13 protein-coding genes are annotated in these 13,400 nt (G+C 44.8%); 10 read left to right on the top strand and 3 right to left on the bottom strand.

Features of this window, described 5'->3' with window-relative positions; all coding sequences use genetic code 11:
* Positions 1-116 precede the first annotated feature (116 nt).
* The 3 genes from ACSVDE_RS12905 to ACSVDE_RS12895 all read left to right on the top strand — a co-directional run bounded on the left by ACSVDE_RS12905 (position 117) and on the right by ACSVDE_RS12895 (position 2,096).
* Entirely contained in the window at positions 117-713 is a 597-nt protein-coding gene (locus tag ACSVDE_RS12905) for a sulfite oxidase-like oxidoreductase (protein WP_439301285.1), read from the top strand.
* A gap of 12 nt (positions 714-725) precedes the next feature.
* Complete coding sequence (locus ACSVDE_RS12900) at positions 726-1,193, top strand: hypothetical protein (protein WP_439301284.1); 468 nt, start codon at positions 726-728, stop codon at positions 1,191-1,193.
* Positions 1,194-1,277: 84 nt separating this feature from the next.
* The gene (locus ACSVDE_RS12895) at positions 1,278-2,096 is read left to right on the top strand and encodes a helix-turn-helix domain-containing protein (protein ID WP_439301283.1); all 819 of its coding nucleotides are present in this window, start codon (positions 1,278-1,280) and stop codon (positions 2,094-2,096) included.
* 35 nt (positions 2,097-2,131) lie between these two features.
* Here ACSVDE_RS12895 and ACSVDE_RS12890 read toward each other — a convergent pair whose 3' ends face one another.
* Complete coding sequence (locus tag ACSVDE_RS12890) at positions 2,132-3,307, bottom strand: CapA family protein (RefSeq protein WP_439301282.1); 1,176 nt, start codon at positions 3,305-3,307, stop codon at positions 2,132-2,134.
* Between the two features lie 233 nt (positions 3,308-3,540).
* Positions 3,541-4,395, bottom strand: coding sequence for an alpha/beta fold hydrolase (locus ACSVDE_RS12885; RefSeq protein WP_439301281.1), 855 nt, complete (start codon positions 4,393-4,395; stop codon positions 3,541-3,543).
* Between the two features lie 208 nt (positions 4,396-4,603).
* Between ACSVDE_RS12885 and ACSVDE_RS12880 the strand changes: the two genes are divergently transcribed.
* From ACSVDE_RS12880 to yugI, 5 genes are all read left to right on the top strand, one after another.
* A complete protein-coding gene (locus ACSVDE_RS12880) occupies positions 4,604-4,993 on the top strand; it encodes a hypothetical protein (protein ID WP_439301280.1) in 390 nt (129 codons plus the stop codon).
* A 181-nt stretch (positions 4,994-5,174) separates the two neighbouring features.
* The gene (locus ACSVDE_RS12875; RefSeq protein ID WP_226547035.1) at positions 5,175-5,456 is read left to right on the top strand and encodes a hypothetical protein; all 282 of its coding nucleotides are present in this window, start codon (positions 5,175-5,177) and stop codon (positions 5,454-5,456) included.
* A 192-nt stretch (positions 5,457-5,648) separates the two neighbouring features.
* Positions 5,649-7,049: a class II fumarate hydratase gene (locus ACSVDE_RS12870; protein WP_439301999.1), complete on the top strand. Its 1,401-nt coding sequence runs from the start codon at positions 5,649-5,651 to the stop codon at positions 7,047-7,049.
* A 358-nt stretch (positions 7,050-7,407) separates the two neighbouring features.
* On the top strand, positions 7,408-9,330 hold the full coding sequence (gene asnB / locus ACSVDE_RS12865; protein ID WP_439301279.1) for an asparagine synthase (glutamine-hydrolyzing): 1,923 nt from the start codon (positions 7,408-7,410) through the stop codon (positions 9,328-9,330).
* Between the two features lie 134 nt (positions 9,331-9,464).
* Positions 9,465-9,857, top strand: coding sequence for a S1 domain-containing post-transcriptional regulator GSP13 (yugI, locus tag ACSVDE_RS12860; protein WP_439301278.1), 393 nt, complete (start codon positions 9,465-9,467; stop codon positions 9,855-9,857).
* A 149-nt stretch (positions 9,858-10,006) separates the two neighbouring features.
* Here the strand turns inward: yugI and ACSVDE_RS12855 are convergent, their stop codons facing one another.
* Positions 10,007-10,237: a DUF378 domain-containing protein gene (locus ACSVDE_RS12855; protein ID WP_226547032.1), complete on the bottom strand. Its 231-nt coding sequence runs from the start codon at positions 10,235-10,237 to the stop codon at positions 10,007-10,009.
* Between the two features lie 156 nt (positions 10,238-10,393).
* Between ACSVDE_RS12855 and ACSVDE_RS12850 the strand changes: the two genes are divergently transcribed.
* Positions 10,394-11,557 carry an iron-containing alcohol dehydrogenase gene (locus tag ACSVDE_RS12850; RefSeq protein ID WP_439301277.1) on the top strand — a complete coding sequence of 388 codons (1,164 nt, stop codon included), beginning with the start codon at positions 10,394-10,396 and terminating at the stop codon, positions 11,555-11,557.
* A gap of 165 nt (positions 11,558-11,722) precedes the next feature.
* The gene (locus ACSVDE_RS12845; protein WP_439301998.1) at positions 11,723-13,351 is read left to right on the top strand and encodes an SLC13 family permease; all 1,629 of its coding nucleotides are present in this window, start codon (positions 11,723-11,725) and stop codon (positions 13,349-13,351) included.
* Positions 13,352-13,400: the final 49 nt, after the last annotated feature.

Here is a 13,400-nt window from a genome sequence, read left to right as displayed (position 1 = left end):
ACCGATAGTACTGTAAGACCTCTTTCACTTGGAAAGAGGTCTTTTTTCATAAGTAAAAGAAGGGTAGACTAATATAAAAGAATCGAAAAACATCGACGGAAAGAGGCGAAACCCTCATGTATTTTGGAAAAGAAAAGTCGGAAAAAGTGTCAGAGCGAGTGCCTCCGAACCAGGTCGTCACGAAAAAATGGCCGGTGCTCCATTACGGCAATGTTCCGTATTATGAGGACTTGAACAAATGGGATCTGAGATTGTTCGGTCATGTGGAGGAGGAAGTGCGTCTCACCTATGACGAAATCATGGACCTGCCTCAAACTGAACTGAAGAACGATATCCATTGTGTTACAGGTTGGTCGAAGCTCGATAACCGATGGCAAGGAATCGCAACACAGGAGATTTTAAAGAAGGTGAACGTACTGCCTGAGGCGAAATATGTCATTATACATGCTGAAGAAGGTTGGACGACCAATTTGCCGATGGAGGACTTCATGATGGATACGAGTATGCTTGCCCATAGTCATGATGGAGACACCCTTACACCAGAGCATGGTTTTCCACTCAGGGCAGTCGTTCCGCATCTCTATTTTTGGAAAAGTGCCAAATGGGTGCGGGGAATAGAGTTCCTTACCGATAACAAGCCAGGATTTTGGGAGCGTAATGGCTATCATATGGTCGGTCGTCCATGGAAGGAAGAACGATTCAGCTGGGATTAAAGGAGGAATAAGATGGATTCGAAAGAGTTACATACGTTTCACCGAAAAATAGCGGTCGACCTGTTTAATCATGTATGGGATCTGATGGAGAAAAAGGATCGGACAGACGATGAAGAACTCGAAATGATTCATGCAGCGCATGCGTCTAGATATCACTGGGGAATCGTCGGAAACGAGCTGAACTTCGCAAGAGGAGAGTGGCAAATTTCTCGAGTGTATGCCACCGTCGGCAGCTCAGAAAGAGCGTTGTATCATGCCGAGAAATCATTGGATTACTGTTTGGCAAACGATATCGTCGATTTCGATCTCGCGTTCGCGTATGAAGCGATGGCTCGTGGTTACTCACTTACACAGGACAGGAAACAGTTCGAAGAGAACCTGGAAAAAGCGGTTGCTGCAGGAGAAGCGATTGCGAAAGAAGGCGACAAGAAGGTATTCATGGAAAGCCTGGAAGACCTCAGACAAATCCCGACCACATGATTCTTTCATGTGGTTTTTCTTTTGAAAGTTGACCGGGCATCTGAATTAATGTTACGATTTTGTCACATAAAAAGGGGGGAGGTGTTGGTCATCGCTGAAATGGTTGATGATTTATCCACTACGTTCAAAGCATTGAGTCACCCGATCAGGAGACAGATATTGGACGCACTAATCAACGGTCCGATGTCAACGGGCGACCTGAATGAAAGGTTTCCGGATGTGACCCGCTATGCGGTTATGAAACACCTTGGAATGCTCGAGAGTGCCAACTTGATCACGATCCGTAGAGTCGGACGTGTCCGCTTGAATTATTTGAACGCTGTGCCATTGAGAGAAATGTACAACCGATGGGTGAATAAATACGAGGATCAAGATGCACACTCTCTTTTATCGTTAAAAGAAAAAGCCGAACAATCGGTAGGGAGGCATGAAGAGATGGAGAATGGATTAAAGCAGGATTCATTTCAAATCGAACAAGAGATCACGATTAACGCAACCCGGGATAAAGTGTTCAAAGCGCTCACAGAAGATATCAATGACTGGTGGGCGTATCGACTGAATGGAGATCAAGGCTCTACACTTTCCTTTGAGCCTAAAGTCGGCGGCCAATTCCTGGAGTCGTGGGGAGATGGTGAAGGTGCCCTATGGGGTGTCGTCACGTATATCAAAGCACCAGAAGAAATTCGGATGAATGGACTTCTTGGCATGAGAGGGGCTGTGAACAGTGCCTATACGTATTCCTTGGAGGAAAAAGGAGATCAGACCGTGCTGAAGCTGTCTCATCATGCGTATGGATTACTCGATCCCCAATGGCGTGATGCCCATGATGGCGGTTGGCAGGAATTACTCGGACAGTTCCTGAAAGAGTACGTCGAATCGGGCAAGCGCCCAGAGAAAGGGTAAATCAAAAGGAGATGCCACATACATGGCGTCTCCTTTTACCGTTCAGGTGTTTCGATGAATTCTAGGTCCTTAATCCAGCGGGACATATGTTGTTTCGTTTCTTCGTATTCCTTCTGCTTGTCCTCTAACTGATACATTGGGCGGACGATGTAATTGCGGTCCACATATGTCGGTAAGAAGGCAGGCTTCTCAACCGTGATCGTTTCTTCTTCCCCTTTTACGACCTTGGTGACGCCTACTTCAACTATGCCGCCAATATCCTTGTAATCCCATTTTTGTCCTGATAAAAAGTTTCCGAGGGAGTAGATGACGAACGTTTTTTTACCGTCAGGTCTTTCGATCCATTCTGGCGGCTGCAGGACATGTGGATGGTGTCCAATGATGATGTCTGCCCCTGCTGATGCGGCTTCATGGGCCAAGTATTTTTGTTGTTCATTCGGCAATCGTTCATATTCTGTTCCGAAGTGAAGGCTTAATACGACGACATCGGATTGCTGCTTCGCCTTTTCCACTTCAGTCTTAATCAGATCGGCATCGATCAAGTTGACGAGGTGAGGTTTCGATTCAGGGACAGGAATCCCGTTCGTCCCATAGGTGTAGCTCAGGAATGAGAACTCGATATCATTTCTTTCGAGAATCCGAATTTCAGAGCGGTCCTCTTCTGAACGATAGGAGCCAGTGTATTCCATACTGATGGCATCCCAGTGATCGAGCGCATTCATGATCGCCTTTTCACCACGATCGAGTGTGTGGTTATTGGCAATCGTAACGAGGTCGACTCCGGCTTCCTTCAATGCAGTTCCGATTTCGACCGGACTGTTGAATTGTGGGTAAGTAGACAATCCAATTTCCGTACCGCCAATCATGGTTTCTTGATTGGCAATCGTAATGTCAGCCCCTTCTAGAAAGGGTTTCACATTTTCAAGCATCGGAGTAAAATCATATTGTTGAGGTCCTGTTAAGGCTTTATCATAAACACGGGCATGGATCAAAATATCACCAACAGCACGCAACGTAGCACTTGTAGTCACCGTTTCCGGTTCTGCGGGTGGGTTCGGTTTGGCAGCCTCGATCTTTGTATTTTCAACTTTCGGGGATTCTTTTGGATCTTGTACGGTTTGATTTTCTGGAGAAAACGTATAATTCAACATAAATACAAAGACAAAACTGAATAGGACGACAAAGAGTGAAATAAATAAGACTTTCTTCATAAACAACCCCCTTACCACTATAATAGTCCCCTTTTGTCGCTGATTCCATATCTAGTTTTAGCGAATTAAGTCAGACTTTCGAACTTGTTGTCGAAATTAAGTCAAATGGAGTATCTGAAATGATTCAATATGGATTAGGAGAATATTCACACTGGATCAATAGCAACAATTCTTAAGTAAAACGCATTAAAAAAAGTGTTTGTCACCTGTTTCAAAAGGCGGACAAACACTTTCTAATTCATATCGAGAAAGGAACAGATTTCTTCGCTGACTTCCATCGGGATTTCTTCTGGAAGAAGATGACCAGCATCATCGTGTACTTTCAATTTTGCATTAGGCAAGTCCTTGACCATGCGTTCTCCTACTGAAGGAGGGATGACTCGATCATGTTTGCCCCAAAGGAGCAGAACGGGAGACTGAACTTCCTTCAATTCGTCCGGCAACATATCTCCTTCTCGATGTCTTAATACGCGAATGAGTGAGTGGAAGATGTTGTGGTCCGTAAATGGCTGGGCATAACCTTGGATCAGTTCGTCATCAATCAATTTTGGATTATGAACGACTGTGAGAAGATTATCCCGCACGCCCTTTTTTCCGACCCATCGCCGTATGACATGTACGAAGAAGGGTAAATAAGAACAGCGAACAATGAAAGAACTAGGTCTTTTCAAGTAACCGGAACTACCGAGGAGGATCAGTTTTGCAATCTTATCAGGTGCGATTCGTGCTGCATGCATCGCCACTTGCCCGCCCATGGAATGTCCGATTACATATGTGTTGAACAGTTGTAAATGCTGAATGAAATCGACGATGAGTTGACCGTAATTTTTAAGCGAATAATGGAATGTTCTCGACTTTTCACTTTTTCCGAAGCCAGGTAAGTCTACAGCGTAAATATGGAAACGATTTTTCAGCTCAGGGATGAGCTTTCTGAAGCTGAAACATGAACTCAAGAACCCATGAATCATAATCATGACAGGCGCGTTAGGATTAGGATGTGGGTAATGTTCGTAGTAAAGTTTCGTATTCTGCAGTATCAATTCTTTTGCAGGATTCATTTCTTGAATCATGGTGGTTGTCATCGCCATCGACCCATCACTCCCCTTTTGTCTGAATTTGAACGGACTATATCTACGCTTGCTTGTCCATGGTCTTCGTTATTAGGATTTCCCACTGTGATTTATGGCATGTAGTAAATTCCTGACAAAAAAGGGCGCATTTCCGCTAATACCCCTCTTCCGTTTTTGGATGTTGGTACATATTTTATTATGAAGAATGATAAGGAGGTTTAGGGGAATGCCTCAGTACTACGATAACGAAGAGTTCGATTTTGAAGCGAATGCCGATTTTTCTGATGCCGACAGACCTGGCTGCTATCCAAAACCATACCCGCCTTGTCCACCTGCTCAAGCACCTTCACAAGTGGCAGGTGCCCAAACCCAGCAGCAACCACAAGCGAATTTGCTTTATTGCATGCCTGTGGGTCAAGTAGCTGGAGCACAAGCGCCATCTTTGGTCGCGGGTGCACAAAGTCCATATAATGCATCACCTTATGGTGGGTTCGGAGGATATCCATATCCTTTCTATGGAGGATTTGGATATGGTTGGATTTGGGCTGTCGTGATTATCATCTTTATCCTGTTGATCATTGGAGGATTCTGGTGGTGGTCCTGTTACTGGCGTTAGTCGATTTGACTTTAAAGAAAGGGCTTGGCTTACATTCAAGCTCTTTTCTTTAGGTCATATGAAAATCGTACAAGCGGGCGTTCGCCTGAAGGATAAGTCTGAAGAAAAGTGAGCCTGAATACTGTTTTTCATAAAATTTGGGTAAACTGTTACATATTCCGAATACTATTGGAGGTAGACTATGCATTCTCGTCAAACTGTCATATACATTTGTGAAGAATATCCAAGCGGCAACAGGTATTACTATAAGAAGGAACTGATTACCCATGACTCGTGGATGAATCCGAAATCCCTCGAGTGGTCTGCTCCGAGACCCATTTCTGAGAAGACGTTCATCGAAAGGGCTCGTGCAGGATATCGTACCGAATACAGAAAGATCAACAAACCGAAGGCGAAAGTCTATCCATTCCCACCACCAGAACATCGTTGTTATCCATACTATCCGAACATGCGATGGCGATAAGATGTATAGCATGCACAAAGGTGCCTGGCACCGATTAAGAAGCCCTGTCCCACCAGGTTTCTTGCTCGGTACCAGGCACTTTCTGAAAATGCAGATGTATCAAGGGATGAAAAACGGTACCTGGTACTGGAAGAAAAATGGGTTTTAATTTGCGTATTTGTGGAACATAAGATTGTAGCGATACTAACAGGGATGGGAGGAATATCAGACGTGGAAAATTATCGAATTGCAAAAGATACACTAGGAGAAATAAAAGTACCCGCAAATGCTTATTACGGAGCCCAAACCCAACGAGCGGTCGAAAACTTCCCGATCAGCGGTCAACGATTGCCGCGGGCTTTCATACGTGCCCAAGCGATCATCAAGCGTTGTGCAGCCGTTGCGAATCGTGATACGGGCCAACTTGAAGAAAAGAAAGCGAATGCCATCATTCAAGCTGCTGAAGAAGTGATGGAAGGGAACTTGGATGAAGAGTTTGTCGTAGATGCTTATCAGGCCGGTGCTGGAACGTCACAAAACATGAATGCCAATGAGGTCATCGCATCTCGTGCGAGCGAACTTCTAGGTGGCGAAAGAGGGGATTGGACGAAAGTCCATCCGAATGATGATGTGAATATGGCACAATCTACGAACGATACGATTCATGTCGCCATCAACATCTCGGTTGCTGAAGAGTTGAACCGACACCTCTATCCAGCGCTCGAAAAAACGATTGAAGCGCTCGAAAAGAAAGCACAGGAATTTCAGCCCTACATCAAATCGGGGCGAACCCATATGCAGGACGCAGTTCCGATGCGATTGGGACAATCGTTTGAAGGATATGCTCAGAGTCTCAGGAATGCGTATGACGCTGTAAAGATGGCAGAGCCGTTTCTTTATGAGATCGGTTTAGGTGGAAACGCCGTCGGAACAGGCATCAACTCACACCCTGAATATAGTGACCGGGCAATTCAAGCGATTGCAGACACGACGGGCTTGGATTTCAAACAGCCGAAAAACCGGTTCAGCTTCATGCAAAATACAGGAGCGGCGATTCGTGTCAGTCATGCGTTAAAAGAGGTAGCCATCCATTTAATCAAGATTTCAAGTGATTTCAGACTGCTCAGCTCAGGGCCACGAACCGGCATCGCAGAGCTGACGTTACCAGCAGTTCAACCAGGCTCCTCTATCATGCCAGGGAAAGTGAACCCAGTCATACCGGAAAACCTGTATATGATTTGCTCACAAGTCATCGGTAATGATACCTGTGTTTCAACGGCAGGAGTCGGTAGTCAATTGGAGATCAACCCGATGATGCCAATCATAGGGTACAACGTACTACAGTCCATTACCATTCTCTCAAACGGGATGGACACGTTCACTGAACGATGCATCAACGGAATTGAACCGAATGAAGAGCGCATGAGCGAATTGATGGAAAAGAGTCTTGCCCTCGCGACAGCACTGAATCCGAAAATCGGATATGAAAAAGCAGCTGAAGTTGCAAAAGAAAGCTTTCGATCAGGCAAAACCGTTCGTGAAGTGATCCTCGAACAAGGGATTTTGACGGAAGAAGAAGCAGAGGACTTGTTGGACCCAGAAAATCTAGTGTAAGAAAACGACTACACGAAAGGGCAGAACAAAGCGTCTGTCCTTCTTTTGGTGCCAGGTACCATATTCAACCCATTGATCCATAAAGGTTCTCAATCAGTACCTGGTACTTTTTTTAAACATTTTAAAACTTTTTGAGATTTTGAAAGGTAATACATATAGTGAGTTTTTTGAGTTGAAAAAGCGCATAGTAAGAAATAACCAAAGGGAATTTATGGAATACTAAAAAAAGAAGAGATTTTTTGAAACAATGTCTAAAGTCACTCGTCTAATACTATTGCAAGCATATATAATGAGGTAATAGAGGTTATTCCAAATTTCACCTGGAGATATGAATAACTTCGAAAAAGGAGGCAGTCACATGTGCGGATTTGTCGGCTACGTCTCAGATGAGAACATCGAGCCAGAAGTTACAGAACAGAATCAATTGAAGAATATGACTGGTTTAATCACACATAGAGGACCCGATGATGAGGGGTTCTTCTATGATGAACATATACGTTTTGGTTTCCGTCGTCTAAGTATCATTGACCTTGAAAGCGGACACCAGCCGTTATCTTATGAAGATGACCGTTACTGGATCATCTTTAACGGCGAAATTTACAATTATGTCGAATTGCGTAATGAGTTGATTGAAGAAGGATATGAATTCAATACAACTTCCGACACAGAGGTTATTTTAGCGAATTATGCCCGAAAAGGTGTCGAGTCCATTAAAGATCTCCGAGGCATGTTCAGTTTCCTCATTTGGGATAAGGAAACGAAGAAACTCTTTGGAGGTCGGGATCCGTTTGGTATCAAACCATTTTTCTATTTAGAAGAAAATGGTCATCTTTATTGTGCATCTGAAAAAAAATCAATCCTGGCACTTCGGGACGAAAATGAAGTTGATCCTGAATCACTTCATCATTACCTGACATATCAATTCGTTCCGGAACCTGCGACCATGTCCGTCGGAGTGCAAAAATTGTCGCCTGGACACTATTTTACAAAAGAACCAGGTGGAAAGATGTCGATTCACGCCTATTGGCTACCGACGTTCCATCCGAAAGCTGCACCGATGGTTCGAACAATTGAAGAGATTCGAAATGTGATGAGAGACTCCGTCAAAGTACACATGCGAAGTGATGTACCTGTCGGAAGTTTCCTGTCAGGCGGAATCGACTCAAGTGCGATCGTTGCTCTCGCCCGAGAAATCAATCCGGATATCAAAACATTCACCGTCGGCTTTGAGCGCGAAGGGTATAGTGAAATTGATGTCGCCATTTCGACAGCAGCCGAATTGAATGTCGAGAACATCCATTATATCGTCAAACCAGAGGAATTTATTAGCGAATTACCGAAAATTATCTGGTACATGGACGACCCAGTAGCAGATCCAGCCGCAATCCCGTTATACTTCGTCGCTCGTGAGGCAAGGAAACATGTAAAAGTTGTCCTCTCTGGCGAGGGAGCGGATGAATTGTTCGGTGGGTATACCATCTACAACGAACCGAATTCATTAAGAAGCTATCAATCATTGCCACTAGGACTTCGAAAATGGCTGAAAAAGCTTACGGATGTCCTGCCAGAGGGTACGAAAGGCAAAAGCTTTATTGAACGAGGCAGCATGACGATGGAAGAACGCTATATTGGTAACGCGAAAATGTTCACTGAACATGAGAAAAAGCAGCTTCTCAACAAATATAACGAGGATTGGCATTATCGCAAAGTCACACAGCCGATTTATGACAATGCTCGGACCTATCAAGACATCCATAAGATGCAGTATGTCGATATGCATACGTGGTTACGTGGAGATATTCTTGTAAAAGCCGACCGTATGACGATGGCGAATTCACTTGAATTACGTGTTCCATTCCTTGATAAGGAAGTCTTCCGAGTGGCATCTCAAATCGCCCCATCCGACTCGGTTACAAATGGAACGACCAAGTATGCTCTCCGTGAAGCGATGAAAGGAATTGTTCCAGATTCAGTCCTGTACAGAAGGAAGCTCGGGTTCCCAGTTCCGATCCGTCACTGGTTGAAAAACGAGATGTATGAATGGGCGAAAAACCTCATCCAAAAGAGTCCGACAGACCAATACATCGATAAGAAGATCGTACTTGAGATGCTCGAATCACATCGTTCAGGGAAACTGGATTACAGCCGAAAGATTTGGACGGTGCTCATCTTCATGATCTGGCATCAGATTTATGTGGAAAAGCTCTATGATTTTTCGAACTTCCGCAGTTTAAGCGACTACGAAGAAGTGATTGAAGAATTCAATATCGCGACGAGCTGAGAGAATCCGGATGATTGAAAACCGCCGTCACCACGGTGGTTTTTTCTTTTTGCAAGTCTTATCGCCTTTTTGTACAATTAAGCTTTCTGTGTTATACTGTTAAAGTTAAAAAATATGTAGGAGTTGTTACTTTTATGAAATACGAAGTTGGAAGCACTGTAGAGGGGAAAGTCACTGGGATCAAACCGTTCGGTGCGTTTGTTGCCCTAGATGATCAACACCAAGGATTAGTACACATTTCCGAGGTTTCTCACGATTACGTGAAAGATATAAATGATCACCTTTCTGTAGGGGATACAGTAGAGGTTAAAGTTATGAACGTTGAAGAGGACAGCGGAAAGATCTCCCTCTCTATCCGTAAGACACAAGCTGCTCCAGAACCGAAACAGCAGCGCCCTCGTCGTAAGCGCCCAGCTCAAAACGACAACAATACTCAAGGATTCAACACGCTTGAAGACAAGTTGAAGAGCTGGTTGAAAGAGTCTAACGACCGCCAAGCTCAATTGAACAAGCGTCTTAAGAAATAAATAGAGTACAGTGCAAAAGCAGCCATAGGGGCTGCTTTTTTCTATTTGGAGGGCTCTACCTTACCCCAAAATGATCGGAAATTCCATTCTCAGTAACGAAAAAGAACCTGAGCCATGTTCCGGCTCAGGTTCTTTTCCATTAAATCAAGTTATGTCAATTCGCTGCGGTCTTCCGTACTGAATTCTTCAGACGGTTTGAACAACAGTGTCAGACAGTACAATCCACTAAGTCCAACCAATCCGTACACGATTCTTGCCAAAGCAGCATCTTGTCCACCGAAGATCGCTGCAACTAGATCGAATTGGAAAAAGCCGATAAGTCCCCAGTTGATTGCACCGATAATGACTAACACTAAAGCTGTACGTTGAATAGCACTCATGTTGTTTCCTCCTTTATTGAAGTGGAAGATTTTACTTCTTCTTTATTTTGGAATAGGACGGTCCTTTTTATGCATGAATGGCCAAATCAAATTACTTTACTCAAATCCCTGCTATTCGAGATAATAACACTATCTGATTCATAGAGGAGGATAAGCATGGATGCTTTTCAATTTCGAAATCCTACAAAACTGATATTTGGTAAAGGACAATTACAAACATTAGATACAGAAATCCCTCAATACGGTAAAAACGTGCTAGTCGTATATGGTGGTGGAAGCATTAAGAGGAATGGTCTGTATGACCAGGTGATGGAGCGGCTGTCCGCAATCGGTGCAAATGTGGCGGAGCTAGCTGGTGTTGAACCGAATCCACGATTGACGACCGTACGAAAAGGTGTCGAGCTCGTACGTGAAAACGATGTAGATTTCCTTCTTGCAGTAGGGGGAGGAAGTGTCATCGACTGCACGAAAGCCATCGCAGCAGGTGCGAAGTATGACGGTGACGTTTGGGATCTTATTACGAAAAAAGAGGAAGTGAAAGCGACGCTCCCATTCGGAACAGTGCTTACTCTTGCGGCAACGGGTTCTGAGATGAACTCAGGTTCCGTTATCACAAACTGGGAAACGAACGAGAAGTATGGTTGGGGAAGCCCGTTGAACTTCCCGAAGTTCTCCATTCTTGATCCTGAAAATACATTCACCGTGCCTGAGAATCAAACGGTTTACGGAATCGTCGACATGATGTCTCATGTGCTGGAGTCCTACTTCCATCCAGCGACAAACACGAAATTGCAGGAGCGTATGGCAGAAGCGATCCTACTCACCGTTATGGAAACAGCCCCTCAATTGCTTGAAAATCTGGAGAGCTATGAACATCGTGAAACGATTCTTTATAGTGGAACGATGGCATTGAACGGCATCTTACAGATGGGTGCACGCGGTGACTGGGCAACACACAATATCGAGCACGCTGTTTCTGCGGTGTATGATATTCCGCACGCCGGTGGACTCGCCATTCTGTTCCCGAACTGGATGCGTCACAATATCGAAGCGACAGAGCCGAAGCTGAAACAGCTTGCGATTCGAGTGTTCGGCATCGATCCAGAAGGTCAATCCGATCGGGAACTCGCCTTAACGGCAGTAGACAAAATCTCTGAATTCTGGACTTCATTAGGTGCTCCAACCCGTCTAGCCGATTATGACATCGACGATTCTCAATTGGATCTGATGGCTGATCGTGCGATGAAACGTGGATCATTCGGAAACTTCCGCACACAAGAAAAAGAAGACGTCATGAACGTACTCCAAATGTCCTTGTAAAAAGAATACTGCACACTGCTGATCAGGCGGTGTGCAGTATTTTTTTATCCGCATGTACTCCCAATTATTACAAACGTCTTACGAAAGCGTTTTACAAGGTATCAGGACGGGAATTTCCAATATGTAAATTTCATTGAATAGGAGGGATTGGATTTGGAACATTCTTTGTTACGCTCAGTGTGGGAAAATCTATGGAGATGGCACCACCAGGCAAAGGACTTATTAACGTTTTCATCATCTCAATCAGGGTCTTCCGCTCATTCTAATTCTGAGAAGGAAGCGTCCCAACAGACAGACCCTGGTCCGTCATACGATAAACGAAAAGGTGTCGGTCTGATTCTAGGACCATTGCTATTCGTAGCAACACTTCTTTTCTTCCGACCTGAAGGTCTTCCGCAGGAAGGATTAGCGATTCTTGCAAGTACAATCTGGATTGCGACTTGGTGGATTACGGAAGCGATTCCGATACCGGCAACGTCATTATTGCCACTGATCTTGTTCCCGCTGACCGGTGGTTTGAGCGGTGATCTGACCGCCTCTTCTTATGGAGATAATACGATTTTCTTATTCATGGGAGGGTTCCTGATTGCGTTATCCATGCAAAAGTGGAACTTGCACAAGCGGATCGCTCTCTTCATCATTTCAGCAATCGGAACAAGCACGGAGCGGATCATCCTCGGATTTATGGTCGCAACCGGCTTTCTATCCATGTGGATTTCCAACACAGCCACTTCCATGATGATGGTACCGATCGGGATGGCGGTCATTTTCCAGGTTTCAGAACAGCTGAAGAAAGAAGGGAAAGAAGACACAGCCGTCCACAAGTTCAACTTCGGTAAAGCAATCATGCTTGGGATTGCCTACAGTGCGTCCATCGGTGGTCTCGCTACCTTGATTGGAACTCCACCGAACACGATTTTTGCAGCCGTCGTTCAGGAAACCTATGGGATCGAAATATCGTTTGCCCGTTGGATGCTTTTCGGTGTACCAATCGTAATCGTCATGCTCTTCGGTACCTGGTACTACTTGATAAAAGTAGCGTTTCCGATGAAAATTCGAGAGCTTCCAGGTGGTCGGGAAGTCATCCAGAAAGAGAAGAAGTCACTTGGCAAAATCGGTCCTGAAGAAAAAGTCGTACTGACCATTTTTACATTAACAGCATTAGCCTGGATTTCACGTTCATTCATCCTTGCGGAGCTGAATCCGAATATCAATGACACGATCATTGCGATGTCAGCGGCCATCTTATTGTTCTTGATCCCGTCTGCTACTAAAAAAGGAGACTTCTTGCTTGATTGGAATACGGCGAAAGGTCTTCCATGGGGTATACTACTCCTGTTCGGTGCAGGACTAGCGATCGCTTCAGGCTTCCAGGAATCCGGTCTTGCGAAATGGATCGGTAATCGCCTGACAGTCTTAGAAGGCATCAATCTATTCTTGATCCTTGCCATCGTCGTTGCACTCGTCATCTTCTTGACGGAGATCACATCGAACACAGCAACCGCAACGATGATGTTCCCAATCATGGCATCTCTTGCATCCGCAATATCTGTCCACCCGTATACGCTGATGATCGGTGCAGGAATTGCAGCTAGCTGTGCGTTCATGCTACCTGTTGCTACACCACCGAACGCCGTCGTTTTCGGTTCAGGCTATCTCCGTATACCTGACATGGCACGTGCAGGATTTTGGCTGAATGTCGTTTCGGTCATCATCGTGACATTAGCGATCTATTTTTACATGCCAATTATCTGGGGAATCGACATCACAAGCTTCCCAGATTCATTCAACTAATCAATCCGATGGAAAAGTGGGGCGTTCACACGCTCCGCTTTCTTCTATC

Source organism: Pseudalkalibacillus sp. Hm43, assembly GCF_051842935.1.
GTDB lineage: Bacteria > Bacillota > Bacilli > Bacillales > Fictibacillaceae > Pseudalkalibacillus.
The sequence above is the reverse complement of the archived record's forward strand: the minus strand, read 5'-3'. Positions and strand labels throughout refer to the sequence as shown.

What these genes read in the sequence shown, in the direction of transcription:
- ACSVDE_RS12875 (WP_226547035.1), top strand. Translation starts at nt 5,175, where the DNA reads ATGCATTCTCGTCAAACTGTCATATACATTTGTGAAGAATATCCAAGC.
- ACSVDE_RS12900 (WP_439301284.1), top strand. Translation starts at nt 726, where the DNA reads ATGGATTCGAAAGAGTTACATACGTTTCACCGAAAAATAGCGGTCGAC.
- ACSVDE_RS12890 (WP_439301282.1), bottom strand. Translation starts at nt 3,307, where the DNA reads ATGAAGAAAGTCTTATTTATTTCACTCTTTGTCGTCCTATTCAGTTTT.
- ACSVDE_RS12885 (WP_439301281.1), bottom strand. Translation starts at nt 4,395, where the DNA reads ATGGCGATGACAACCACCATGATTCAAGAAATGAATCCTGCAAAAGAA.
- ACSVDE_RS12850 (WP_439301277.1), top strand. Translation starts at nt 10,394, where the DNA reads ATGGATGCTTTTCAATTTCGAAATCCTACAAAACTGATATTTGGTAAA.
- ACSVDE_RS12870 (WP_439301999.1), top strand. Translation starts at nt 5,649, where the DNA reads ATGGGAGGAATATCAGACGTGGAAAATTATCGAATTGCAAAAGATACA.
- ACSVDE_RS12880 (WP_439301280.1), top strand. Translation starts at nt 4,604, where the DNA reads ATGCCTCAGTACTACGATAACGAAGAGTTCGATTTTGAAGCGAATGCC.
- yugI (WP_439301278.1), top strand. Translation starts at nt 9,465, where the DNA reads ATGAAATACGAAGTTGGAAGCACTGTAGAGGGGAAAGTCACTGGGATC.
- ACSVDE_RS12855 (WP_226547032.1), bottom strand. Translation starts at nt 10,237, where the DNA reads ATGAGTGCTATTCAACGTACAGCTTTAGTGTTAGTCATTATCGGTGCA.
- asnB (WP_439301279.1), top strand. Translation starts at nt 7,408, where the DNA reads ATGTGCGGATTTGTCGGCTACGTCTCAGATGAGAACATCGAGCCAGAA.
- ACSVDE_RS12905 (WP_439301285.1), top strand. Translation starts at nt 117, where the DNA reads ATGTATTTTGGAAAAGAAAAGTCGGAAAAAGTGTCAGAGCGAGTGCCT.